The organism is Chryseobacterium daecheongense (genome assembly GCF_003729955.1).
GTDB lineage: Bacteria > Bacteroidota > Bacteroidia > Flavobacteriales > Weeksellaceae > Chryseobacterium > Chryseobacterium daecheongense.
Genome location: NZ_RJTX01000001.1, coordinates 1542224 through 1565961 on the forward strand (window position 1 = coordinate 1542224; position 23738 = coordinate 1565961).

25 protein-coding genes are annotated in these 23738 nt (G+C 35.8%); 17 read left to right on the top strand and 8 right to left on the bottom strand.

Features of this window, described 5'->3' with window-relative positions:
- Positions 1-4 precede the first annotated feature (4 nt).
- The 4 genes from EGI05_RS07215 to EGI05_RS07230 form a co-directional block, all read right to left on the bottom strand.
- Positions 5-316 (bottom strand): NIL domain-containing protein, encoded by a 312-nt coding sequence (locus EGI05_RS07215; RefSeq protein WP_123262602.1) that lies wholly within the window; start codon positions 314-316, stop codon positions 5-7.
- Between the two features lie 148 nt (positions 317-464).
- Positions 465-1133 (bottom strand): YiiX/YebB-like N1pC/P60 family cysteine hydrolase, encoded by a 669-nt coding sequence (locus EGI05_RS07220; protein ID WP_123262353.1) that lies wholly within the window; start codon positions 1131-1133, stop codon positions 465-467.
- Entirely contained in the window at positions 1093-1548 is a 456-nt protein-coding gene (locus EGI05_RS07225) for a DUF1801 domain-containing protein (RefSeq protein WP_123262354.1), read from the bottom strand. Before EGI05_RS07225 ends, EGI05_RS07220 begins: the two co-directional genes overlap by 41 nt.
- A 121-nt stretch (positions 1549-1669) precedes the next feature.
- Entirely contained in the window at positions 1670-4288 is a 2619-nt protein-coding gene (locus EGI05_RS07230) for a fibronectin type III domain-containing protein (RefSeq protein ID WP_123262355.1), read from the bottom strand.
- Between the two features lie 290 nt (positions 4289-4578).
- On the opposite strand from EGI05_RS07230, the gene EGI05_RS07235 reads away from it, so the two are divergent.
- The 5 genes from EGI05_RS07235 (at position 4579) to proC (ending at position 8759) form a co-directional block, all read left to right on the top strand.
- Positions 4579-5784, top strand: coding sequence for a pyridoxal phosphate-dependent aminotransferase (locus tag EGI05_RS07235; RefSeq protein WP_123262356.1), 1206 nt, complete (start codon positions 4579-4581; stop codon positions 5782-5784).
- 10 nt (positions 5785-5794) lie between these two features.
- Positions 5795-6271, top strand: a complete 477-nt coding sequence (locus EGI05_RS07240) for a hypothetical protein (RefSeq protein ID WP_123262357.1) — start codon at positions 5795-5797, stop codon at positions 6269-6271.
- A 4-nt stretch (positions 6272-6275) separates the two neighbouring features.
- Positions 6276-7289, top strand: a complete 1014-nt coding sequence (gene murB / locus EGI05_RS07245; protein WP_123262358.1) for a UDP-N-acetylmuramate dehydrogenase — start codon at positions 6276-6278, stop codon at positions 7287-7289.
- Between the two features lie 91 nt (positions 7290-7380).
- Positions 7381-7944 (top strand): hypothetical protein, encoded by a 564-nt coding sequence (locus EGI05_RS07250; RefSeq protein WP_123262359.1) that lies wholly within the window; start codon positions 7381-7383, stop codon positions 7942-7944.
- An 11-nt stretch (positions 7945-7955) separates the two neighbouring features.
- Positions 7956-8759, top strand: coding sequence for a pyrroline-5-carboxylate reductase (proC, locus tag EGI05_RS07255; protein ID WP_123262360.1), 804 nt, complete (start codon positions 7956-7958; stop codon positions 8757-8759).
- Here the strand turns inward: proC and EGI05_RS07260 are convergent.
- Positions 8748-9161: a VanZ family protein gene (locus EGI05_RS07260; protein ID WP_123262361.1), complete on the bottom strand. Its 414-nt coding sequence runs from the start codon at positions 9159-9161 to the stop codon at positions 8748-8750. The genes proC and EGI05_RS07260 overlap by 12 nt on opposite strands.
- A gap of 55 nt (positions 9162-9216) precedes the next feature.
- Here EGI05_RS07260 and lnt point away from each other — a divergent pair, with 55 nt between their 5' ends.
- The 6 genes from lnt (at position 9217) to EGI05_RS07290 (ending at position 12957) form a co-directional block, all read left to right on the top strand.
- Positions 9217-10848, top strand: a complete 1632-nt coding sequence (gene lnt, locus EGI05_RS07265) for an apolipoprotein N-acyltransferase (protein WP_123262362.1) — start codon at positions 9217-9219, stop codon at positions 10846-10848.
- 130 nt (positions 10849-10978) lie between these two features.
- Positions 10979-11215, top strand: coding sequence for a 50S ribosomal protein L28 (gene rpmB / locus EGI05_RS07270; RefSeq protein WP_121460143.1), 237 nt, complete (start codon positions 10979-10981; stop codon positions 11213-11215).
- A 10-nt stretch (positions 11216-11225) separates the two neighbouring features.
- Positions 11226-11408, top strand: a complete 183-nt coding sequence (gene rpmG / locus EGI05_RS07275; RefSeq protein ID WP_053327078.1) for a 50S ribosomal protein L33 — start codon at positions 11226-11228, stop codon at positions 11406-11408.
- A gap of 20 nt (positions 11409-11428) precedes the next feature.
- The gene (locus tag EGI05_RS07280; protein ID WP_002976755.1) at positions 11429-11581 is read left to right on the top strand and encodes a DUF4295 domain-containing protein; all 153 of its coding nucleotides are present in this window, start codon (positions 11429-11431) and stop codon (positions 11579-11581) included.
- A gap of 99 nt (positions 11582-11680) precedes the next feature.
- Positions 11681-12634, top strand: a complete 954-nt coding sequence (gene ftsY, locus EGI05_RS07285) for a signal recognition particle-docking protein FtsY (protein WP_123262363.1) — start codon at positions 11681-11683, stop codon at positions 12632-12634.
- Between the two features lie 68 nt (positions 12635-12702).
- The gene (locus EGI05_RS07290; RefSeq protein ID WP_123262364.1) at positions 12703-12957 is read left to right on the top strand and encodes a GlsB/YeaQ/YmgE family stress response membrane protein; all 255 of its coding nucleotides are present in this window, start codon (positions 12703-12705) and stop codon (positions 12955-12957) included.
- A gap of 62 nt (positions 12958-13019) precedes the next feature.
- Here the strand turns inward: EGI05_RS07290 and sppA are convergent, their stop codons facing one another.
- Entirely contained in the window at positions 13020-14771 is a 1752-nt protein-coding gene (gene sppA / locus EGI05_RS07295) for a signal peptide peptidase SppA (RefSeq protein WP_123262365.1), read from the bottom strand.
- A 20-nt stretch (positions 14772-14791) separates the two neighbouring features.
- Here sppA and folK point away from each other — a divergent pair, with 20 nt between their 5' ends.
- From folK to fmt, 5 genes are all read left to right on the top strand, one after another.
- Entirely contained in the window at positions 14792-15217 is a 426-nt protein-coding gene (folK, locus tag EGI05_RS07300; RefSeq protein ID WP_123262366.1) for a 2-amino-4-hydroxy-6-hydroxymethyldihydropteridine diphosphokinase, read from the top strand.
- A gap of 10 nt (positions 15218-15227) precedes the next feature.
- Complete coding sequence (locus EGI05_RS07305; RefSeq protein WP_123262367.1) at positions 15228-16340, top strand: outer membrane beta-barrel protein; 1113 nt, start codon at positions 15228-15230, stop codon at positions 16338-16340.
- Between the two features lie 58 nt (positions 16341-16398).
- Positions 16399-17847 (top strand): OmpA family protein, encoded by a 1449-nt coding sequence (locus EGI05_RS07310; RefSeq protein WP_123262368.1) that lies wholly within the window; start codon positions 16399-16401, stop codon positions 17845-17847.
- A 76-nt stretch (positions 17848-17923) separates the two neighbouring features.
- Positions 17924-19825 carry a RecQ family ATP-dependent DNA helicase gene (locus EGI05_RS07315; RefSeq protein WP_123262369.1) on the top strand — a complete coding sequence of 634 codons (1902 nt, stop codon included), beginning with the start codon at positions 17924-17926 and terminating at the stop codon, positions 19823-19825.
- A 106-nt stretch (positions 19826-19931) separates the two neighbouring features.
- On the top strand, positions 19932-20879 hold the full coding sequence (fmt, locus tag EGI05_RS07320) for a methionyl-tRNA formyltransferase (protein ID WP_123262370.1): 948 nt from the start codon (positions 19932-19934) through the stop codon (positions 20877-20879).
- Between the two features lie 23 nt (positions 20880-20902).
- Here the strand turns inward: fmt and ribB are convergent, their stop codons facing one another.
- Together ribB and EGI05_RS07330 are read right to left on the bottom strand one after the other, a co-directional pair.
- Positions 20903-22024 carry a 3,4-dihydroxy-2-butanone-4-phosphate synthase gene (gene ribB / locus EGI05_RS07325; RefSeq protein ID WP_123262371.1) on the bottom strand — a complete coding sequence of 374 codons (1122 nt, stop codon included), beginning with the start codon at positions 22022-22024 and terminating at the stop codon, positions 20903-20905.
- 69 nt (positions 22025-22093) lie between these two features.
- Positions 22094-23098, bottom strand: a complete 1005-nt coding sequence (locus EGI05_RS07330; RefSeq protein ID WP_123262372.1) for an LLM class flavin-dependent oxidoreductase — start codon at positions 23096-23098, stop codon at positions 22094-22096.
- A gap of 199 nt (positions 23099-23297) precedes the next feature.
- Here EGI05_RS07330 and EGI05_RS07335 point away from each other — a divergent pair, with 199 nt between their 5' ends.
- Entirely contained in the window at positions 23298-23735 is a 438-nt protein-coding gene (locus EGI05_RS07335) for a hypothetical protein (protein ID WP_123262373.1), read from the top strand.
- Positions 23736-23738 lie beyond the last annotated feature (3 nt).

Sequence of the window (23738 nt, forward strand, 5' to 3'; positions counted from 1 at the left end):
TCCCCTAAGAATATTTTCTGCAGATATACTCCACAGTTGTACTCAAAAGTTTATTGTTATTCAGGTAATACTCAAGTTCATCGTATTCCTCTGAATTAGCGCTTATATATAATTGTACCGACCCAAAACTACGACCCTCTACATATTCCACATTAGCTGACAACACCCTGTGACATATCCCGAACTGATTATATATAGTATTCATTAAATGTTCAAATTTCATTTTCCCATTCAATTCTATTTCTAATATCAATTCTTTTTTAGGCAGGCTGATCTTGGTTGGTAAAACCTGCAGATTAGGATTAGGTGTGATCATAGCTAAAATTATTTTTGGTTGTACATCTTTATGGCATTGATTTGTATTTCTTTGACAAAAATATAAAAAAATATTAGTCCACCAAATTAGTAGACTAATATTTTTACATTTTATCAAAAAAAAGAGAAGTACAACAACTTCTCTTTGATTATAATTCTTTAATTCTTATTAATTTATCGGAGCCGGCAAGACCATTTGGGTTACATCCCGGTTCTCCTTCCGGAACTTTCAGATTCTTCTTTTTATAAAATTCTTCCCAGAATTCATTGGTTTTACCGGTTTTAGGATCAATGAATGTCATAGGTTCCAATGTAAAAATATGATCTTCTCTAAATGCACGCTCTATAAAGTCTGAACAATAGTAAGAATTCTCATCCAAGATATAATTAAAATTGTAAGGTTTTCCCAGCATCGATTCTGCTTTATTAATAGCATACGGAATGGTCTTCTGATATTCAGGCTTCAGACGATAAACTATAACTTTCTGCCCTTCCTGAGCCTGGTCTCTCACAAAATTTTTCAAAGTCTGTTTTTGCGATCCTCCTTTCGGCGAAGCATGTAACACGAAAAAAGCATTGTTTTCTTTTTCTAAAATCCCAATATGATCGAAAGAAATGGTTTTCTCTTTTTGTGTCACATTATTAATAGCACCTGAAAGTCCTGTTTCTTTTGCCGTTACAAAAAGTAAGTCCCCATTTTCCAGCTGCGAGACACCCAAACTCTTACAACCTGAAATCAGGAGTAAAAGAAAAAAAAGAATAAAATTATTGAGAAAATTACCTCTTAAGATTCTTTTCATAGCATTCGATCCATTCATCAGCAGTCATTTTTTTACTTAGCTCTGCAATAAGCTCCAGCGGAATTTCATCTATTTTCTTAAAGCGGACGCAGGATTTCCCCATATCCAGCTTTCTCTTGGAATATTTTGGGAATTCAGAAACAAACCAATCAAGAAGCTCAGGCTTGGAATACATTCCCATGTGGTATAACGCAATAAAGTTTTTCTGTGAAGCCAGCCCCATAAAAGGCAAAGGTGTTCCCGGAGTACAGTGGTATCCGGAAGGATATATTTCCAAAGGAACATCCCATCCTACCATTCCGTAGCTTACTCCTTGCTTGAAGCCTTTAGGTAAGTTATCATCAATGGTATCAAATAATTTTTTAAAAATCTCCTGTCTTTCTTCAGGAATCTTTGAAATATAGTCCTCTACTGAAACTGCCGGAATTTGCATTGTAATTCATTTTTATAATTCTCAAAAATAACAAAATTTCTCCCGAATAACAGCTGAAATTTAAACAATAAAAAAGCAGCTATTGATTAAAATAGCTGCCGTTGATTTATTTATCAAAAATTTATTGCTTAATAGCTTTCACCGTTGATTTTGATCCGTCTTTGAAGTTAACAGTCACTAAATATAATCCTGCACTCAATTCACCTAAATGAAGTTGTTTTGTTGGGTTATCAATAGTTTTCACTACTCTTCCCGTTAAATCCATTACGGTTACGGATTTCACATCTTTCATATCCGCGATATTCAATACATCTTTGAATGGATTCGGATACACTTTAACTTTATTTTGAGCAGCTGAAACCTCACTTGTAGCTAAGTTAGGATTTTGTTTTACATTGATGTTATCAAGCAATACATCATCATAAAAATACCCGTTCCCGTTCACGTTTTTGTCCACAGTAAATCTTACCTGAATAGTAGCTCCTATGTAAGAAGCCGCCAGAGGAATTTCCACGGTTCTCCACTGGTTAGAGTTAGTAGTATCCGAAAATACAGATACCCAACCATTACCATCATTCACTTCTACTGTAAGCTTATTGTTATCATACGTTGAAGGGCTTACTGTTGTTGAAGTAGTGGTAGAATGATTTTTATACCATTCAAATGAAATGTATGGTGCCGTTAAACCTGTTAAATTGATAGATGGAGAAACCAATTGCACTGTATTAGCTCCAGCACCACTATATGGAGAACTCGCGTCTACCCATGCATATGTACCTGCAGGTTTCCCGTTATTGGCAGTATTGGTTCCGTAATCGCCACTTCCTGAAAACTTCCACAATAAATTAGCATTAATAGGTGCAGTTGCAGTCGGGTTTATATTAGTCCAGCAATTAGGAATAGCCGCATTATCAAATGTTTGAACGAAAGGAGCATTTACAGTAGCACAAGCCGTAGTAAATGTTGATCCTATTGACCATTCACTCGCATCACTGGCAGAACACTTGGATCTTACCCATACATAATAGGTTGTTGCAGCCGATAATCCACTCAATGGCGCAGACACTGTAGTAGATGTGGTAGAGTTGGTAGCATTTAAAACAGTTGTAGATGTAGGTGCCGTATTGGATGTACTGTAATATACTTCATATCCGATACCCGGAGCCGGAGTAGGTGCAGTCCAACCAATTGTTGCCGCATATGCCGTAACGTTTGATGGCGTAACAGCAGTTGGCTCTATACAAGTAGGAATTTCTTGAACTATAATATTATCAAGATAAATAGAACGGGCCGAACCTCCTAATCCATGTTTAAATGCTAACTGCAAATCAGTACCCGCCGGAATATTAACAGTATATTGTGTATGAGTAGTTGTTAAAGTGATAGGAGAACCAATTTGTGTAAAAGTAGCAGGATCTGTAGGGTTTGACAAAGTACCCACTAATAGCGTGTAACCAGTACCACCCGATTTCGCATAGAATCTCACACGTTTGGTACCACTTGAAAGATTTACAGTCGGAGGAGCTACCAACATTTGGCTACCCGTAGTAGCAGTTGAATTATATAGATAATAAGAATTAGGCGCTGAATAAGCGTTTGAAGCAATTACATATCCATATCCTGCAAATGATGCACTTTCTAAATATGCCCAGCAGCTTGGCGCATTAGTATTTGTTGAAGAGCCTGTACTTGTTGTATCAAAGTTTTCTGTATATGGTACAGTGAAAGTAGAACAAGCCGTTTTAAATGTTCCTGCAAAAGACCAAACACTTTGACTCGTTGCAGAGCTACAATTAGTTCTTACCCAATAATAATAGGTAGTATTTGAATTAAGCCCCCCTATAGTAGTGCTTGTACCCGTTACTCCAGGATAAGTAGGAGAAACTGAACTAGCAGGGGTTGCATTGGATGTGCTGTGATATACATCATAGCTTACAGCATTGGATGGAGCTGTCCAGGAAACTAAAGCAGAATTAGCTGTTATAGCTGAAGGTGCCTGCAAAACAGGAGGTGCACAGTCTGAATACACATCCGCAGAAAAAGCGAAGACATTGGGTAATCCCGGACCGCTTGCCTTAGTTACTGTAACACTTTGAATCTGTTTCGGTTGGTTAGCAGGATCTATTGCCAATTCAATTTGGTACAATCTCGGATTAGTCCCACTTCCTGATTCCAATGCATCATTTGTTCTGTTAATTCTTCCTATTCCCTGAATTGCAAAATTAGCACCATTATACCAATCTGAAACATTGATACCTGAGAATGTTTGTGAAGTAGCATCTGTAAAATTCACTACTACATTCACCGTAGTTGCTGTAGGAGAACTTCCACTAACAGCAAGCATATACAATTTAAAGGCTGCTTTTGGTGTTGTAAATGTTAAAGTTCCGGTATCATTTACCGCAGCTAATCTTAAAGAGTTGTTAGCACTCAAACTTGCCAACTGATAGCTTAATCCCGGGGTAGCAGCGACCGCAGAATTAATAATTCCATCCGCAGGAATACCATACGTAATAGCCGCACTCGTAGAGGTTAATTGAAAATCTTTAGCCACAAAAGCATAGGATACACCATCTACATCATTATTTGTAGTGACCGATGATGAACCTATCCCGTTAGCTATTACATCCGCAGTATAGCCGGATTGTACCGGCATGGTCTGGTAATTTTGCGCCATGATAGCAGACGCAGAAAGAAGAGCTATAGCATTTAAAGCTCCAAAAAATAGTTTTCGTTTCATTTTACTTGATATTATCGCCGTAAATTTAAAAAAAAATTAACATTAAAATATTTTTTCTGAAAAAAATTCAACATTTTTACAAAAAATAACAAAATTAAATCAAAATAAATCAATTACTTAAATTTTTACACTAACCAAATAAATCGAATAAAAATTAAGAACAATATATTAAAATATTAAAAAAAATAAGAATACAATAATTCAACAACGCTACTATTTTTACTACATTTCCTACATATTTTAGTATTGAAAAATTAAATCTTATTTTTGCCATACAAATTTTTTGAACAATGCCGAATATTTCAAACAGAGCACAGCACATGCCGCCTTCTCCGGTGAGAAAGCTAGTTCCTTACGCCTTAAAGGCAAAACAGAAAGGAATAAAAGTATATCATTTAAATATCGGGCAACCAGATATTGAAACCCCGGAAACGGCTTTAAATGCTTTAAAGAATATTGATTTAAAAGTATTGGAGTATGCTCTTTCGGAAGGAAATATTGAATATAGAAAAGCTCTTACCGAGTACTATCATTCTTTAGATTTTACCGACTTGACTCCTGATAATTTCATTGTAACCAATGGTGGATCAGAAGCATTGAATTTCGCCATTTCAACCTTATGCGATGAAGGAGATGAAGTGATCATTCCGGAGCCTTATTATGCGAATTACAATGGCTTCACAAGTACATTCAACGTGAATGTTGTAGCCGTTCCTTCTACCATTGACACTGGTTTCGCACTTCCTCCGATTGAAGAGTTTGAGAAAAAAATCACAGACAAAACAAGAGCCATTATCATCTGTAACCCGGGAAATCCTACAGGATATCTTTACACTCGTGAGGAACTTCAGCAACTGGCTGAAATTGCTCTAAAATACGACATTGTAATCATTTCCGACGAAGTATACAGAGAATATGTATATGATGGGAAACAGCAGGTTTCCATGCTTGCATTCCCTGAATTGAGCGAAAACTGTATTATCATTGATTCAGAATCCAAGCGTTATTCTATGTGTGGAGTAAGAATCGGATGTATGATCACCCGTTCTAAAAAAATCCATGATGCGGCCATGCTTTTTGCACAGGCAAGACTAAGCCCTGTTCTTTTGGGACAAATTGCAGCCACTGCGGCTCATCAAAATGATGGCGCCTATATCCGTGCCGTGAGAGAAGAATATACACACAGAAGAAATACCCTTGTGGATTTACTAAATGCCATCCCTGGAGTAATCTGTCCTAAGCCAAAAGGTGCATTTTATTGTGTTGCAGAACTTCCGGTAGACGATACCGAAAAATTTGCACAATGGCTGTTGGAAAAATATTCCAATAAGAATGAAACTATTATGGTAGCTCCTGCAGGAGGATTCTACAGCGATCCTGAATTAGGAAAAAAACAGGTAAGAATCGCCTATGTATTAAAAGAAGAAGACTTAAAGAGAAGTGCTGAAATTCTAAAAGATGCACTGCAAAAATATAAGTCTGAATTCAGCTTATAATTATAGTATAATGTCAGCAATATTTAAATATCCCTTGAAAATATTCTTTTCAATATTTGTATTGCTGATATTTTTTTCCTGCCAGAAAACGGAAACCAAAACACAAAATAATTCCGAACCCATTACATCGATAAGCTTGTCTTATATTGGTGGAAGTGCAGGAAATTATAAAATCATTAAAGTCACAAAGGACTCCATCCATGCCGAACGCGGAAATACCACCAATAATGTACATCAACAAAAAAGTCTGACTTTAGATCCTAAAGCCTGGAAAGAGCTTACTGCATCATTTGATGTGAAAAGCTTGGATAAGATTGAAAGTTCGGCAAGCATACAGTCATTGGATGGAATTGATGAAACTTTTCAGATCAAAACTCCAAAAAAATCTTACATTTATGTCAACTCTTATAATGACACTATTCATTACGGGCAGTTGCAAAGATTTAAAGATCAATTAGAAAAAGTTCTTCCCAAAGAATATCAATAAAACCATGCACGAAAATTTCTCTTTACAACCATACAACACTTTTGGCGTAGAAGCTAAAGCAAAATATTTCATCGAAGTTCAGACGATTGATGAGCTGAAAGAAGCTCTGAATTTCTCAAACTCTCATGCTCTTAAACTACTATTCCTTGGAGGCGGAAGCAATATTTTATTGACAAAAGATTTCGAGGGACTTGCTATTAAGATAAACTTAAAAGGGATTTCCGAACAAAGCTTAGATGAAAACCATGCCCTGGTTACTGCAAAAGCAGGAGAAAACTGGCATGAGTTCGTGATGTTCTGTCTTGAGAAAAACTATGGTGGCTTGGAAAACCTTTCTCTTATTCCAGGAAATGTAGGAACTTCACCTATGCAGAATATTGGAGCTTACGGAACAGAAATAAAAGATGTGTTTGTAAGCTGTACCGTTTTGAATTTAGAAACTCAGGAAGTAGAGATTTTTGATCTTGAACAGTGCAGGTTCGGATACAGAGATTCCATCTTCAAGCAGGAAGGCAAAGGAAAATACGTCATTTTAGAGGTTACATTTAAATTGACAAAAAAAGACCATCGTATCAAAACGGAATACGGAGCTATCCAATCCGAGTTAGAAAAATTACACATCAGTACTCCAACCATTCAGGACGTTTCTAAAGCAGTCATCAACATCAGACAAAGCAAGCTTCCGGATCCCAAAGAAATTGGTAATGCCGGAAGTTTCTTTAAAAACCCGACCATTCCTGTATCTCAGTTTGAAGCTTTAAAGCAGCAATTTGAAAATATACAGGGATACCCTAATGGAGATTGGGTAAAAGTTCCGGCAGGATGGCTGATTGAACAATGTGGATGGAAAGGGAAACAAATCGGAAATGTGGCTTCTCATCAATTGCAATCTTTAGTGATCATCAATGCTACAGGAAAAGCTACAGGAAAGGAAATATTTGATTTCTCTACAGGGATCATCAATTCTGTGAAAGAAAAATTCGGAATTGAACTGGAAAGAGAAGTCAATATTATATAAATATTAATTTTTCATTCGCGCCTTAACATTCGCTTCAATATCCACCTAACGTATTGAAAAATAGATTATTTTAGCATATCAAACCTTCAATATGGGAAAAACTTTATCTGACAAGGAGTTTAATAAACTGATTCAGAAGCATATTGATAAAAATAATTACGTCAAAATCTATCTTTCGGAAGAAAATCCGGACCAAAGTATCTACGGTTTTATCCTGAAAATGTCTGATGAACTCATTATGGTTCAGGAATTTTCCGATTTCAGGCTTACAGACATTAAAATTATCCCCCAAGAAAGGATATTGAGCATCCGATGTAATAAATATGATAAAACCATCAGAAAAATATTATCTGAAGAACAGCTGATTCAATTCAATCACAAAATCATCAGCAACACTTCTCTTACCAACACTGAAAATCTTTTTAAATCATTAAAAAAACAGAATTTCCATTGCATTGTGGAAAGTAATAAAAAGAAAAAGGGTTTTTCAATAGGAGAGATTATGGAAGTAGATGACACCTCAGTTCTCATCCGGAACTACGACCCAACCGGAAAAATAGATAAAAAACCCCATAAAATTTCTTTCAAAAAAATAGAAATGGTTACTTTTAACGATAATTATACATTAATTTTCAGAAAACACCTTAAAGAATAGATAAAAAACACATGAAAATAGCCATTTTAGGAGCAGGAAACATGGGCCTGTCTTTTTCAAAATCTTTTTTGAAATATGAGCTTATCAAACCTGAAAACCTGCAACTGATTACCAGAAACGAATCCAGATTATCAAAAATAGCAGAGGAGTTTCCTCACTCCAACATATCCGTTTTTCAAAATGTTAAGGAAATCGATGCCGATCTTATTATTATTGCCGTGAAACCTCAGGATTTCCAGTACGTTGCGGAAAACATCAGATTTACCTTAAAAGAAAACCAGATGGTTTTATCCATTATGGCGGGAATAAAGATTGAAAAGATCCAAAAATTACTGAATCATCCTCTTGTCGTGAGAGCTATGCCCAACTCTCCCACGCTTTTAGGAATGGGAATTACCGGCTATACTTCCGCAGACGGCATTTCTTTCAGCCAGTTGATCAATATCGAAAGATTACTGAACAGTACCGGAAGATCTGTATATCTGGAAGATGAAAACCTATTGGACGGTGTCACAGCTCTTTCAGGAAGCGGACCTGCTTATTTCTATTACATCATTGATGCCATGATCAAAGCCGGAATCGAGATGGGAATAGAGGAAAATCTTTCTAAGCTCTTTGTAAAGCAAACTATGCTTGGAGCCTATCATCTGATTAACAATTCTGATAAAAATTTAGAAGAGCTGATTCAGGATGTTGCTTCCAAAGGCGGAACTACAGAGGCAGCCTTAAAAACCTTCGAGGAAAATAATTTCAAAGAAATCCTGAAAAAAGGTATCTTAAATGCTGAAAAGCGGGCTCAGGAACTAAACGGCTAGTTTCCTTTCAATCTGTTGACACATCAACCATCCTAAATACACCCCAAAAGTATTGAGGATAATATCGTCTACTTCAAAAATACCCATTCTGGTAAAGTATTGGAGCGCTTCCACAATGATAATGGCTGACATAAAGGTAAAAAGCAGGTTTTTGAGATCTTTTAACTGAGGCAGCACCCAGCCCAGAAAACCAAAAGGTATGAACATTATAATATTCCCCAGGACAATAATAATGATATCTTTCCAGGAAATGGTACCTTCAATAAATTTGATAGTGGATAAAATAGGTTCTATTCTCAAGATATTATCATCATACTGAAATCTCCCCATACCTAAAAACATTAGGTACAGCAAAAATAAGGTGTAAGGAACGATAATTATTTTGTAAAATTTCTTTAACATCAATTGCAAATGTATTCATTTCAAAAACATTAAATTTGTATGTTAATTTAATTTAATGAAATACGTTTTACTTACGCTCATTTCAGCAATGCTGCTGTCTGTTTCATGGCCTACTTACGGTGTTCCGTTTTTTATATTCTTTGCACTTGTTCCTCTTTTGATGATGGAACACGGAGTTTCTAAATTTTCGGATTATAAAAGAAAAAGCTGGATTGTTTTCGGACTTTCCTACCTCTGCTTTATCATCTGGAATATTGTCACTACAGGATGGCTGTATGGTTCAAAAAACCCGGACGGAAGCCACTCTTTAATGGCCGTATTATTTCCGGTTCTTGTCAATTCCCTACTCTATTCTTTGGTTTTCCAATGCTACCACTGGTACAAAAATGCACAGGGAACGTATTGGGGATTAGCTTTTTTCATTGCAATATGGATGAGCTTTGAAAAATTCCATCTAAATTGGGAACTTACTTGGCCATGGCTGAATCTTGGGAACGTATTTTCAGAATATCCTAAGCTTGTTCAATGGTATGATACGTTGGGAGCAACAGGGGGAAGTTTTTGGATCTTGCTGATCAATGTATTTTTATTTTATACTGTAAGAACATGGGAAGCAGGAAGAAAGAGAAAAGACTTAATTAAAAACACTTCCATTGCTGCCCTTCTCATTATTCTTCCGATGATCATTTCATTGATCAAGTATAATAATTTTGATGAAAAACCAATCGGGCAAGTAAATGTTCTACTTTTACAGCCGGAACTTGATCCCTACAACGAAAAATATCTCAAAGACAGCCTTACTATAGAAAATGATCTTTTAACCCTTGCTGAAAAAAATTCAAAAGGAAAAATTGATTATTATATTGCTCCCGAAACAGCAATTCCTGGAAGAGGCTCCATTTCCGAAACAGGTTTTGAAAAAAGTTTTCTTTTGAATAATGTTAAGGATTTTTTATCCAAACATCCCGGCTCTGTTTTTGCAACGGGAATTTCTTCGCATCGCTATTATTTTAGCGGAGAAAATTTACCGCAAGGTGCTTATCAGATTAACTCCGGAGTGTGGGTAGAAAGTTATAACTCTGCGGTACAAATTGTTCCCAATCAAAAAGTGCAAGTGTATCATAAGGGAAAGCTTGTACCAGGTGTTGAAATTTTCCCGTATATGAATGTTTTAAAGCCTATTTTAGGGGATGCCATGCTTAATCTTGGCGGAACAGTAGCTTCACTGGGAACAGACAAGGAAAGAGTAGCTTTTGCCAATCCGTACAACAAAGGAAAAATAGCTCCCATCATTTGCTATGAAAGTATTTATGGTGAATTTGTAACCGATTATGTAAAAAAAGGAGCTAATTTTTTAGCAATCATGACCAATGATTCCTGGTGGGGTGTTACGGAAGGCCACAAGCAGCTGCTTTCTTACGCTAAGCTAAGAGCCATTGAAACCCGCAGGGAAATCGCCCGTTCTGCGAACAGTGGTATTTCCGCACATATTGATGCAAAAGGTGAAGTTTTAGAAGATACTTTTTATGGAGATCAAACCGCATTATTCGCTAAAATCAACCTGTATGATCAACAGACTTTCTATACAAGAACAGGAGATTTCCTTTCCAGAGTTTCGATTTTTGCATTAGGATTTTTGCTCTTTTATTTTCTGATCAAAAGGTTCCAGAGAAAGATGGCGAAATAGCGCATTAAAAATCTTAATTGTTAAAAAATAATCTAACTAATTGGAAAATAAATTTTAAAACATTTGTCTATCTAAAAAATTCTTCGTTATTTTGCACTCTCAAATATTATACAAATAAGAACATCGAGATATGTCAAGAATTTGCCAAATAACAGGAAAGCGTGCAATGGTTGGTAACAACGTTTCTCACGCTAATAACAAAACGAAGCGTCGTTTTGAAATTAACTTATTGGAGAAGAAGTTTTACCTTCCAGAGCAAGATAAGCACGTAACGTTAAAAGTTTCAGCTCATGGATTGAGAGTGATTAACAAGATTGGAATTGAAGAAGCTCTAGAAAGAGCAGCAAGAAACGGATTTATTAAATAATTAAGAAATCATGGCAAAAAAAGGAAACAGAGTTCAAGTAATCCTTGAATGTACAGAGCATAAAGAAAGTGGTATGCCAGGAATGTCTAGATACATTTCTACTAAAAATAAAAAGAACACTACAGAAAGATTAGAGCTTAAAAAGTATAATCCTGTTCTTAAGAAATATACTGTTCACAAAGAAATCAAGTAATTTATAAAATATAACTTACCATGGCAAAGAAAGTAGTAGCAACCCTACAAAGCGGTCAGTCAAAAAAAATGACTAAAGTTGTGAAAATGGTGAAGTCATCTAAATCAGGTGCTTACGTTTTCGAAGAAAAAGTAATGAATGCGGACGAAGTAGACGGTTATTTAAAAAAATAATCTACACTTTATTTACAATATAAAAACTACTCAGATTTTTGGGTAGTTTTTTTGTTATCTTTGTTATAGACAACACACTATATAAAATCAAAGTTCTCTATGAGTTGGTTTAAAAATATTTTCAAAAAAGAAGAGAAAGAAACTTTAGACAAAGGATTGGAAAAATCCAGTCAGGGTTTCTTCGAAAAAATGACGAAAGCCGTAGTCGGTAAAAGCAAAGTAGATGATGAAGTACTGGATGATCTGGAAGAAGTACTTATTGCTTCCGATGTAGGTGCATCAACTACCATTAAGATCATAGAAAGAATTGAAGAGCGTGTTGCGAGAGATAAATACGTTAATATAAGTGAGCTGGACAAAATCCTTCGTGAAGAAATCACCGGGTTATTACTGGAAAATCCTCATGCAGGAACCGGAAATATAGACACCACTAAAAAGCCTTATGTAATCATGGTTGTTGGAGTAAACGGTGTCGGAAAAACCACTACTATAGGAAAGCTGGCCCATCAGTTCAAATCCGAAGGTAAAAAAGTGGTTTTAGGAGCTGCAGATACTTTCAGAGCTGCGGCTGTGGACCAATTAACAATCTGGAGTGAAAGAGTGGGTGTTCCCATTGTAAAGCAAAATATGGGCTCTGATCCCGCTTCGGTGGCCTTTGATACCGTACAAAGTGCCGTTGCGCAAGATGCAGATGTCGTAATCATTGATACCGCAGGAAGACTTCACAATAAAGTTAATTTGATGAACGAGCTTTCTAAAATCAAAAGAGTGATGCAAAAGGTAATTCCGGATGCTCCTCACGAGATTTTATTGGTTCTTGATGGTTCTACAGGACAAAATGCTTTTGAGCAGGCCAAACAGTTTACAGCAGCTACAGAAGTAAATGCTTTAGCCGTTACAAAATTGGATGGCACGGCCAAAGGAGGTGTCGTAATAGGAATTTCTGATCAGTTCCAGATTCCTGTAAAATATATAGGTGTTGGTGAGAAGATGCAAGACCTGCAATTGTTTAATGGTACAGAATTTGTTGACTCTTTTTTCAAGAAAAGATGATATTTATCATATTTTCCATACATTAGTAAACGCATTAATCAATTAATATAATTAAAAAATTTACGACTATGGGAATTTTAACTTGGATCATATTTGGTCTTATTGCAGGCGCAATTGCGAAACTTATCATGCCGGGAACACAAGGTGGAGGCTGGCTAATGACAATTATTTTAGGAATTGTAGGAGCTTTTGTAGGAGGCTTTATAGGCAGTACACTTGGCTGGGGAACTGTTGACGACTTCGATTTCAGAAGCATGTTATTAGCAGTGGGAGGAGCACTGATTGTACTCTGGATCTACGGAATGGCCACAAGGAAAAGCTAAAGATAATTAAAAAAACAAAGCCCGGATTGAAATTCAAATCCGGGCTTTTTGTACAATATAGTTTAGTTAATTTTTATCTGGTAAGGCATTTCCATTTTGACTTCGGACTGCAGCTTTTTATCTGTAATCTGTTGTAAAATTTCATAATTGGCTTTCCCAATTTTATTTTTGATGACTCTTGCCGAAATATCTTCCTCATTAAGATCACTGAAAATTTGTTCAAACGGTGACATTTCTTTAGGATAAGAAGCTACGTGATAAGATTTAAGTCCTGCTTTTTGAGCTGCAAACTTGATTGCATCATTTAACGTACCCAGTTCATCCACCAAGCCAATTTCTTTGGCACGTGTACCACTCCAAACTCTTCCTCCACCCACACTATCAATCTGCTCAAAGCTCTGTTTTCTGTTTTGTGTTACGAAATGAACAAATCTCTTATAGGTACCTTCAACGCTTCTGGTGATTAAGCTAACACCATAAGGAGTAACTCCATTCAAAGATGAATAATACTGTGAGTTGGCATTAGTGGAAACAATATCTGAACGGATCCCATTCTTATTGGCAATATCTTTAAAATAAGGTATTATACCAAAAACACCTATAGATCCGGTAAGAGTATTAGGTTCAGAATAAATTTTATCAGCAGCCATTGCAATATAATATCCTCCTGAAGCGGCATAATCTCCAAAAGAAACGATAAGAGGTTTCTTCTTTTTCAGCTGTTGCAGCTCAAACAAAATTCCATCAGATGCATTGGCGCTTCCCCCTGGAGAATTGATCCTGAATACAACCGCTTTCACTTTATTATTCTCCTGAAGCTCTTTAATATATTTAATGTACTTTTCAGAATAAATCTCATTGTATTCATCTCCATTATTGATAGACCCTGATGCATATAATACCGCTACTCTATCTCCTGATTTATTTTCATCAGCATAAGAACTTATGTATTTGCTTAATGAAATTTTATTGAGTTTATCCTTTTCCTTCAATTTCAGTTGAGACTTTATCATATTATCATACTCAGTCTTCTGAATCAGTTGGTCAGCCAATCTGTATTTTAAGCTTTGCTCAGGGATCATTCCATACAAGCTGTCAACAACTGTTCTGAATTGGGCTGTATCAATTTTTCTGGAAGCAGCAATTCTTGTAGAGGTATTTTTCCAGATGTCATTCAATAATGTACCCAGCTGTTCCTTATTTTCCGGGGAAATATCATTTCTAAGGAATGGTTCTACCGCAGACTTGAATTTTCCATGACGGATAACTTCGATCCCGATGCCATATTTTTCGGCAAATTCTTTAAAGAAAGTAACTTCTGTGGCTAATCCTTTCAGCTCAATCATCCCTGAAGGGTTCAGGTAATATTTATCAGCAACAGATCCTAAATAATAAGAAGATTGGGAAACTGTATTTCCATAAGCATATACAAATTTTCCACTCTTTTTAAAATCCTCAATGGCATTTCTCAAATCATCAATTTGTGTAATTCCGGCATTCAGATCATCCGTTTCAATACTTATTCCTTTAATATTATCATCAGTTTTAGCCTTATTAATTGCTTCAAGTGCTTCGTAAATCAAAACACTTTTATTTTGTTTTTTTATATTGAACAAATCATTTTGCTCTTCCGTCGGGCTATCAATAATATGGGTTTTTAAATTGATGGTCAATATAGAATTCTTCTTAACTACAGCTTTCTCTCCTCCCATAGAACTGAACACAAGAGTCATTATAAAAAAGAAGAAAAATACGGCGCATAGTATGAGAATTGCAACTATATTTGCCAATACATTTTTAAAAAAACTTTTCATAAATCAATCATTTCAACAATATGTCGCAACAAGAAGTCATTTTGTTACTCGGAAGTAATCTTGGGGATCCGGAAAAAAACCTGGACCTTGCTCTGGAAAAGCTGAAAAGCGGTAATATTGAAATATTAAAAATAAGTGAATTATTAATTTCACCACCTGTAGAATTTGTTAGTTCCAATATTTTTTGTAATATTGCAACAATAATATTGACAGATCTTTCACCAATTCAACTACTTAATTTTATTAAAGGTATTGAAGTGGATATGGGAAGAGTAGATGATTCAAGAGCCTTTGGTGGGTACAGAGACCGAATCATAGACATTGACATCATCAAATACAACGAATTAAATTTTATATCAGAAAGATTGGAAATCCCTCATAAAAAACATCTTTTTGAGAGAGAATTTTCTAAAATATTATTAAAAAATTTATCTAGGAAAACATAAAACATATTGTATGAAATTAGGTTTATTATTATTGGCCGCGTTGCCTATTGCCACTTATGCTCAGGACAGTATTGCAGTAAATTCATCCAATGAATATCCGAATACTTTTTCCTCAGGTTCTGCCAATGTTCAACCTTTTAACAACTCAACCAGGAGATTCAACGACTGGTCTATTTCTATTGGTGGTGGAGCAGCATTTATGGCGCACTCAGATCTCAGATCGATCTACGACAAGAAAGTAAACTGGGGTTACAATGCTTACGTAAGTTTGGATAAGCAAATCACCCATACATTTGGGTTAAGCCTTATCTACCAGAAAGGAGAGACTAAACAACAGGCTCAACTTGATGGTGCAAAAGGACAAGCAGCAGGTGTAGCTACCGGTACGACAAAGTATAATCAGATTGCTTTACAAGGGGATATTAACTTCTCTAATTTATTAAGAAGAGTTGACAATCATTCTCCTTACAGATGGGCACTTCACGGTTATTTAGGTATGGGATTCCAAAACTATAACACATCTTTACATGATAACGATGAGTTTAGATGGAGTACTTCACCTGCAAGAGTTCCTCTTTTCATTGATCAGAAACTTGCTATCAATTCATTTTTCTTTCAAACCGGAGTTGGTTTAAAGTACAAGGTTTCAAACCTGATTGATGTAGAAGCAAGAACCATGTACATCATCAGCGGTGATGATGAATTCGATGGTGGCGGATGGGCAGGCCCTGCTGATTATGATCCGAACTCCAAAGTTTCCAAATATAACATGATCAGTGAAAGAAGATCTGATAATTTATGGACGGTTAACTTAGGTTTATCCTTCAACCTAGGAAAACATGAATCTCATTTAGCTTGGCATGATCCTTTACAAGAAGCATACTACAGAGCTAGTGTATTGGAAAATGCATCTACAGACTTTGTAGTTTGTGAAAAAGGAGACAATGACAATGACGGAGTTTGTGACGATTGGGACAGAGAACTTAATACTCCTGCAGGTGCAAGAGTTGATGGAGCAGGTGTTGCTTTAGATATGGACCTTGATGGTGTTATCGACTTATATGATAAGTGTGTAACAGTTCCCGGCCCAGCTGATAACAACGGTTGTCCAACGAACAAATAAAGAGTATTTTACTCGCATAAAGAAAAAATCATTTAATTAACTAAATAAAAAATACACTATGAAATTAAGTTTAGCAATTGTTGCATTAGCGTTAGCTGTACCCGCAGCTAGTTATGCACAAGACTCAACAGCAGTTTCAACTGGAGAATATCCTAATACATTTTCTTCAGGTTCTGCCAATGTTTCTCCGTTTACCAATAGCTCAAAAAGATTTAATGACTGGTCAATTTCGGCTGGTGTAGGTGTACCTTTCGTTCAGTCAGCTGACTTAACATCTATTAAAAATGGTAACGGTAAAAACCTTTTCGGCTATTCTGCATATGTAAGTATCGATAAAGCTATTACTCATGCTTTCGGACTAAAATTACAATATGACAGAGGAGAAACGAGACAAGGATGGTTCAATACTAAAGACGCAGCTCCTGCTAATGCTTCAGCATATCAACAAGTAGGTGCAAGAACTCAGTATGATGCAATCTCATTATTAGGAGATATCAACTTGTCTAATCTTTTAAGAAGAGTTGACAACCATTCTCCTTTCAGATGGGCATTACACGGATATGCAGGTATTGGTACTTTAGCTTATAGAGCTTTCCAGAAAGACGAAAACGGCCAAAGATTAGTAACAGAAGTTAAGCCTTTCAAATTTGGTTCTATGTTTGCACAAGCCGGAGCAGGTTTGAAATATAAAGTAAACAGAAGAATTGATATTGAAGGTAGAGTAATGTATGCTATCACTGGTGATGATGAGTTTGATGGTGGAGGTAATGCATACAGCGATATCAACAGACGTGAAGAGCAGGTATCTGATAACTTCTTCAATGCAACTTTAGGGGTTTCTCTAAAATTAGGAAAACACGAATCTCACTTGATGTGGCATGACCCATTACAAGAAATTTATTATAAACTAGATGTTTTAGCTAATAAAAACCAAGATATCGAAGTTTGTAAGAAAGGTGATGCAGATAATGACGGAGTTTGTGATGATTGGGACAGACAACTTGATACTCCGGCTGGTGCTAGAGTTGATGGTGCTGGTGTTGCTCTTGATACTGATTTAGATGGAGTAATTGACCTTTATGATAAGTGTGTAACTGTTCCTGGGCCAGTAGAAAACAACGGTTGTCCTACAACTACTACAGGACCAGTAAAAGAAGAGGAAAGAACTCTTGAAGGAATTGAATTTGATTTGAATTCTGACAGAATTTTACCTTCTAACACCCCCATCCTTAACAACGCTGTTAATTACATCAATTCTTCAACAGGTTCTTATAACGTAATCGGAGCTACAGATACAAGAGCTTCTGACGCTTATAACCAAAGATTATCTGAAAGAAGAGCCAATAACGTTAAAGATTATTTAATCAAAAACGGTGTTGAAGCTGGAAAATTAAACGCTATCGGTAGAGGTGAAAAAGACCTTAAGTATCCTGAGTGTGAGCCTGCAACTAAATGTCCTGAATGGAAAAACAGAGCAAACAGAAGAGTATACTTCGAAGCTAAATAATAAACTTATTATTGCTATATAAAAGTCATGCGTTGCATGACTTTTTTTGTTATCATACTTTCCTTATTTTTACCCTATGATTTCGTCTCAAGAATTCCAGCAGCTCAAATATAAAACCCTTAAGCATTTTTGGGGTTATGACAGTTTCAGAGATTCCCAAGAAGAAATTATCGATTCTGTTATCACTGAAAAAGACACTTTGGTATTATTACCTACAGGAGCAGGAAAATCTCTATGCTATCAACTACCTGCTTTATTAAAAGAAGGTGTTTGTATTGTTATTTCTCCTTTATTGGCCTTAATGAAAGATCAGGTGAATCAATTAAAGCATCGCGGTATTGAAGCAGAATATTTATCCTCAGAACTGGAAGAGTTTGATGCAGAAATAATATTCAACAGATGTAAAGAAGGCCTAACAAAATTACTTTATATATCTCCGGAAAGATTGAATAACATTCAATTTCTTCAAAATATCGAAGATATCCAGTTATCTTTCATTGCTGTAGATGAAGCTCATTGTATTTCGGAATGGGGACAGGACTTCAGACCAAGTTATCAGAATATAAAAGAATTCAGAAAGAATAATCCGGGAATTCCTTGCCTGGCTTTAACAGCCACTGCTACTCCTAAAGTTCTTGAAGAAATCAAACTGAAACTAGAGCTTAAAAATGCTAAAGTTTTCCAGAAAAGCTTTAAAAGAAAAAACATTAAAATTTTCACCGATGAAGTTTCTGACAAATTCCAAAGAGTACTGGATATTCTAAAATACAATACAAGTTCCGGTATTGTCTATGTAAGAACGAGAAAAGAAGCTGAATTGCTTACCGGCTTTTTACAGAAAAACAAGTTGAAAAATGTAGATTTCTTCCATGCAGGGCTCACCACAAAGGAAAAGAATATCAGGCAAAACACCTGGAATAATAGTGATCAACATGTATTGATTTCCACCAATGCTTTTGGGATGGGAATCGATAAGGATAATGTGCGTTTTGTAATCCACTTCTCTCCTTCTTCTTCATTGGAAAACTATTATCAGGAAATCGGGAGAGCCGGAAGAGATGGAAAAGACAGCTATGCTTTTCTGCTTTGGAATAAGCAGGAAATTATAAACTTTGATCAGATTTTAAAAAATCAAACTCCAAGCAAATCGGAATTTCAAAGAATCATTACCTACCTCTACTCTATTTTCCAGATTGCTGAATATGAAATGCCTGAAAAAGTTTTTCAGCTTAATATGACGGGAATTCAAAACTTCACTAAGCTATCAACCGCTAAAATAAAGAATGTCTTGAATTTTCTTCATAATCAGGAGATCATTTATTTTAACGACAATAAAAGCTTATCATCGGTTGAACTGCTGATGCAGGCTGATGAAATAGATCAGATCCCCCATAAAGATGCTTATTTTATAGAACTTTTACTTCGTACGGTTTCGGGGATTACTTCTCATAAGGTGATGTTCAGCGAGCAGCAAGTAAGCAACAAGATTGGAGTTGGAATTCCATTAATCAAAGAACGCCTTAAAGAACTACATCAGAAAAATTATCTGGAATATGTGGATGGAGCATTATCGAGTGTAAAATTCTTAAAGCCAAGAGATGAAAGAGCCATCAATGGTGCTTACTGGCATCTCTTTGAGCATATTCAGAAAAATAAAATCCAGAAATGGGAAGAAATGAAATTTTATGTAGAAAATAAGGATTACTGTAAGATGAAACTTATCTTGTCTTATTTTGGAGAGAAAAATGCAAAAAATTGTGATCAATGTTCTGTTTGTGAACAAAATAAGCAATCCATTTTTGGACAAAACATTTCTGTTCAGATTCTTGATTTGTTGGCTAAGAAACCTGCCACCATAGAAGAACTTTCTGTGCAGCTAAGTTATCATCCTAAAGAAAACATTTTGGAAAACCTTATTTTTCTTTTAGATTCCGGAAAGGTGAAGATGCTGAATTTTCGAACCTATATGTTAGCTTAATGTAAACTTGAAAAGAGGAATTTTTTATTTTTAAATTCAAGATTCTTCACAGCATTCAGAATGACATTTACTTTTTTAAAATCCTTATAACCCTTATCTTTGCACCATGAAATCATTGAAAGTAGTTTTTTTAGGGACTCCTGAATTTGCCAAAAATTCCTTGGAAGCAATCCATCAGTCTCATCATGAAGTTGTGGGTGTTGTAACAGTTGCGGATAAAGCAAGTGGCCGTGGGCAGAAGATCAATCAATCTCCTGTAAAAGTTTTTGCGGTAGAACATAATCTTCCCGTTTTCCAGCCTGAAAAATTGAGAAATCCCGAGTTTCTGGAAGAATTAAGAAAACTGGATGCTGATGTCTTTGTAGTGGTAGCTTTCAGAATGATGCCAAAAGTTCTTTTTGAAATGCCAAAACTGGGAACTTTTAATCTTCATGCTTCCTTGTTGCCGGATTACAGAGGTGCTGCTCCTATCAATTATGCTATTATTAATGGTGAAGAGAAAACAGGAGCCACTACTTTTTTCATCAATGAGAAAATAGATGAAGGAAATATTCTGCTTCAGGAAGAATTACCGGTTTTACCTGATGAAAATGCAGGAAGCCTTCATGACCGTCTTATGGAAATGGGAGCCCAATTAGTGGTAAAAACATTGGATGGCTTAGCCGAAAATTCCATAGTGGAAAAACCTCAACCACATGTTGAACATCCTAAAAATGCCTATAAAATTTTTAAAGAGGATACAAGAATTAACTGGACTCTACCTTCCAAAACGGTTCATCAGTTTATTTTGGGAATGTCCCCTTACCCTGCTGCATTTACTACGCTGAAAATTGGAGAGGAAGAAAAAGGTCTGAAGATCTTCGGAGGAAAATTTGAGCTTTCAAATCATGGAAAACCTGCCGGAACTTTAGAAATTTCAAAAAATGATTTTAAAATCTATACCCTGGACGGAATTTACTATCCTTTGGAGCTTCAGCTGGAGGGAAAGAAAAGAATGAATATCAAAGATTTTCTGAATGGTTTCAGAAATTTTGACGAAATAAAAATGGCTTGATTGATCAAGCCATTTTTTATATTCTATAGTTGAACCATTTCGGTTACTTCCACATCATATCCTCCAACCTGAGGTTTGATATTAGGATTTTGAGTAATTACCTTGAATTTATTGATTCCCAAATTTTTCAGAATCTGTGTCCCGATTCCGTAATCTCTATAATTATACGCCAAGGTAGGATGTTGTACCTGCCCGTCTTGGTAATTCAGGAACTGCTGTAATTTTCTTAATGTATTTTCAGAATTGGAAACATTGTTGATGAAAATGATAGCCCCTTTTCCTTCTTCATTGATCATGTTCGTTACCTTTTCCAATAAAGGCTTTTCACCGTTGTTCAATCTTGTTAATACATCGAAATAAGAATCTGAGGACTGTACTCGCACCAGGATAGGCTCATCCACTGTCCAGCTTCCTTTCGTAATAGCAAAATGGATCTGATCATTGGAAGTTTCTCTGAAAGCATAGAAATCGAATTCTCCATAATGAGTTTTCACTTTTCTTTCTTCAATTCTTTCTACAAGGTTTCCTTTTTTAAGCTGATAATGGATCAGATCTTCAATAGAAACGATTTTAATGTTATGTTTTTGCGCGAACGCATACAATTCCGGTAAACGGGACATAGAGCCGTCTTCATTCATGATCTCACAGATCACTCCCCCCTCTTTCAAACCCGCCAAATGCGTTAAATCAATGGCTGCTTCCGTATGGCCGGCTCTTTTTAAAACGCCTCCTTTTTTGGCACGAAGCGGGAAAATATGTCCGGGTCTCATAAAATCAGTTGGTTTTGATTTTTCATCCATCAAAGCCAAAATAGTTTTTGCTCTGTCACTTGCAGAAATCCCGGTAGAAGTACCATTTCCTAAAAGGTCTACAGATACCGTAAATGCAGTTTCTTTAGGATCACTACTTCGGCTTACCATAATATCTAAGCCAAGCTCGTCACATCTTTTTTCAGGAAGCGGCATACAAATCAGCCCTCTTCCATGAACCGCCATAAAATTGATAATTTCGGGAGTCGTTAATTCAGCTGCACAAAGAAAATCTCCTTCATTCTCTCTGTCTTCATCATCTACTACTATGATTATTTTACCATTTTTAAGGTCTTCGATAGCCTCTGGAATAGTATTTAATTTAATATCAGACATTTTTACTTTTTAAATTTTTGCAAAGATACTCATAAAAATAGGCATGTGCCAATTTATATAAATGGTTTGTTACGCTTTGAATAAAGAGTCCGCTGCCTCTCTGAATATTCTGTATGATTCCAATCTCTTCTGATGGTCATAGATATGAGAATTAATGATCAATTCATCTACATTGAATCTTTCCTGGAAGCTTTTCAATTTTTCTTTAATTTCAGACTGATCTCCAATAAAGCTGTATCTCAATTTTTGTAAAACAGCAGATTTTTCCATGGGCGACCAAATCTCATCCATATCTTCCACAGGTGGTGCAAAAGGCTTCCTGTCGTTTCTTACAATATTGATGAATGCCTGAAATAAGGTAGTGGAAAGCCAATGTGCTTCTTCAGAAGTTTCTGCAGCAATTCCATTGACACAAGCCATCATATAAGGTGTATCCAATTGTTGGGAGGGCTCAAAATGCTCTCTGTAAATATTGAAAGCCATTTCCATTTGTTCAGGAGCAAAATGTCCTGCAAAAGCATAAGGAAGCCCTAATTGTGCAGCCAACCAGGCGCTGTCTGTACTAGAGCCTAAAATATACAGTGGAATCTCTAATCCTTCTCCGGGAATAGCCCGAACCAAAGCACTCGAATTCTCTCTTGAAAAATATCGCTGTAATTCTAAAATTTGCCTAGGGAATTGTTCATTGATGATGGCTGGATTTCGTCCTAAAGCCTGCGCCGTCAAACCATCCGTTCCCGGCGCTCTTCCCAATCCCAGGTCTATTCTTCCGGGAAAAAGAGATTCCAAAGTCCCGAATTGTTCAGCAATCACTAAAGAACTGTGATTCGGAAGCATGATCCCTCCGGAGCCTACTCTTATTTTCTTTGTTCCGTTCGCAATAAAACCGATAAGAACGGAGGTTGCAGAACTGGCAATACTTGCCATATTATGATGCTCAGCCAACCAGAACCTTTTATAATTTAAATTTTCTACGTAATTAGCTAATGATAAACTGTCCTGAAAGGTATCGTAGATAGTCTTTTCCTGCTTTACGGGAGCAAGATCCAGAACAGAAAGTTCAAAATTTTTCATAATTTCAATTGTTAGGTCTGAAAAACCAAACAAATTTATACTATATAAATTACATTAGTTACTTTTTGTAATTGATAAGTCTGATCGATGAATTCAGGAAAAAACTATTGATTCTTTTTGCCATTAAAAAATAAATACTTTATTTGTAGATTAATAACTCAAGATAAAATATACTTTATCTACATATTTAAAAACTAAAATGAAAAAACTTTATCTGCTGCTTTTTATCGCATTCTTATTAATTAGTTGCTCGTTCAATCAAACATTTTCAAATAGAGAATCAGATAAAATAGATGCTGAAAAAATTTCGGATAAATTTTACTGGGAATTAATGTATGGACCTAATAGAGAGAAAACTTACGAATTGTTTAGTGATAAGTTTTTTGAAGTAACCAATAAAGACAAGCTTAACGATATTCTTACTGTTTCACAAAATGAACTGGGCCCAATTGAAGAGCATACCTTAGTAAAATGGGAAACTTTAGTTGTAAAAGGAACCAATCCTAAAAGCGAATACATATTAGTATATAACGTTAAAAGAAGTATAAGTAATACAGAAGAAACCCTTTCCATGCAAAAGGAAAATGGTGTAATTAAAATCGTCGGATATCGAGTCAATCAAAATTTATTAAAATAGGTA

Excerpts from the sequence above, each read along its gene's own strand:
- sppA (WP_123262365.1), bottom strand. The coding sequence starts at position 14,771 with ATGAAAAGTTTTTTTAAAAATGTATTGGCAAATATAGTTGCAATTCTC.
- EGI05_RS07330 (WP_123262372.1), bottom strand. The coding sequence starts at position 23,098 with ATGAAAAATTTTGAACTTTCTGTTCTGGATCTTGCTCCCGTAAAGCAG.
- murB (WP_123262358.1), top strand. The coding sequence starts at position 6,276 with ATGCACGAAAATTTCTCTTTACAACCATACAACACTTTTGGCGTAGAA.
- EGI05_RS07305 (WP_123262367.1), top strand. The coding sequence starts at position 15,228 with ATGAAATTAGGTTTATTATTATTGGCCGCGTTGCCTATTGCCACTTAT.
- EGI05_RS07250 (WP_123262359.1), top strand. The coding sequence starts at position 7,381 with ATGGGAAAAACTTTATCTGACAAGGAGTTTAATAAACTGATTCAGAAG.
- EGI05_RS07215 (WP_123262602.1), bottom strand. The coding sequence starts at position 316 with ATGATCACACCTAATCCTAATCTGCAGGTTTTACCAACCAAGATCAGC.
- rpmG (WP_053327078.1), top strand. The coding sequence starts at position 11,226 with ATGGCAAAAAAAGGAAACAGAGTTCAAGTAATCCTTGAATGTACAGAG.
- EGI05_RS07310 (WP_123262368.1), top strand. The coding sequence starts at position 16,399 with ATGAAATTAAGTTTAGCAATTGTTGCATTAGCGTTAGCTGTACCCGCA.
- EGI05_RS07220 (WP_123262353.1), bottom strand. The coding sequence starts at position 1,133 with ATGAATGGATCGAATGCTATGAAAAGAATCTTAAGAGGTAATTTTCTC.
- lnt (WP_123262362.1), top strand. The coding sequence starts at position 9,217 with ATGAAATACGTTTTACTTACGCTCATTTCAGCAATGCTGCTGTCTGTT.
- proC (WP_123262360.1), top strand. The coding sequence starts at position 7,956 with ATGAAAATAGCCATTTTAGGAGCAGGAAACATGGGCCTGTCTTTTTCA.
- ribB (WP_123262371.1), bottom strand. The coding sequence starts at position 22,024 with ATGTCTGATATTAAATTAAATACTATTCCAGAGGCTATCGAAGACCTT.
- EGI05_RS07240 (WP_123262357.1), top strand. The coding sequence starts at position 5,795 with ATGTCAGCAATATTTAAATATCCCTTGAAAATATTCTTTTCAATATTT.
- folK (WP_123262366.1), top strand. The coding sequence starts at position 14,792 with ATGTCGCAACAAGAAGTCATTTTGTTACTCGGAAGTAATCTTGGGGAT.
- EGI05_RS07225 (WP_123262354.1), bottom strand. The coding sequence starts at position 1,548 with ATGCAAATTCCGGCAGTTTCAGTAGAGGACTATATTTCAAAGATTCCT.
- EGI05_RS07260 (WP_123262361.1), bottom strand. The coding sequence starts at position 9,161 with ATGTTAAAGAAATTTTACAAAATAATTATCGTTCCTTACACCTTATTT.
- EGI05_RS07290 (WP_123262364.1), top strand. The coding sequence starts at position 12,703 with ATGGGAATTTTAACTTGGATCATATTTGGTCTTATTGCAGGCGCAATT.
- EGI05_RS07280 (WP_002976755.1), top strand. The coding sequence starts at position 11,429 with ATGGCAAAGAAAGTAGTAGCAACCCTACAAAGCGGTCAGTCAAAAAAA.
- rpmB (WP_121460143.1), top strand. The coding sequence starts at position 10,979 with ATGTCAAGAATTTGCCAAATAACAGGAAAGCGTGCAATGGTTGGTAAC.
- ftsY (WP_123262363.1), top strand. The coding sequence starts at position 11,681 with ATGAGTTGGTTTAAAAATATTTTCAAAAAAGAAGAGAAAGAAACTTTA.
- EGI05_RS07315 (WP_123262369.1), top strand. The coding sequence starts at position 17,924 with ATGATTTCGTCTCAAGAATTCCAGCAGCTCAAATATAAAACCCTTAAG.
- EGI05_RS07230 (WP_123262355.1), bottom strand. The coding sequence starts at position 4,288 with ATGAAACGAAAACTATTTTTTGGAGCTTTAAATGCTATAGCTCTTCTT.
- EGI05_RS07335 (WP_123262373.1), top strand. The coding sequence starts at position 23,298 with ATGAAAAAACTTTATCTGCTGCTTTTTATCGCATTCTTATTAATTAGT.
- fmt (WP_123262370.1), top strand. The coding sequence starts at position 19,932 with ATGAAATCATTGAAAGTAGTTTTTTTAGGGACTCCTGAATTTGCCAAA.
- EGI05_RS07235 (WP_123262356.1), top strand. The coding sequence starts at position 4,579 with ATGCCGAATATTTCAAACAGAGCACAGCACATGCCGCCTTCTCCGGTG.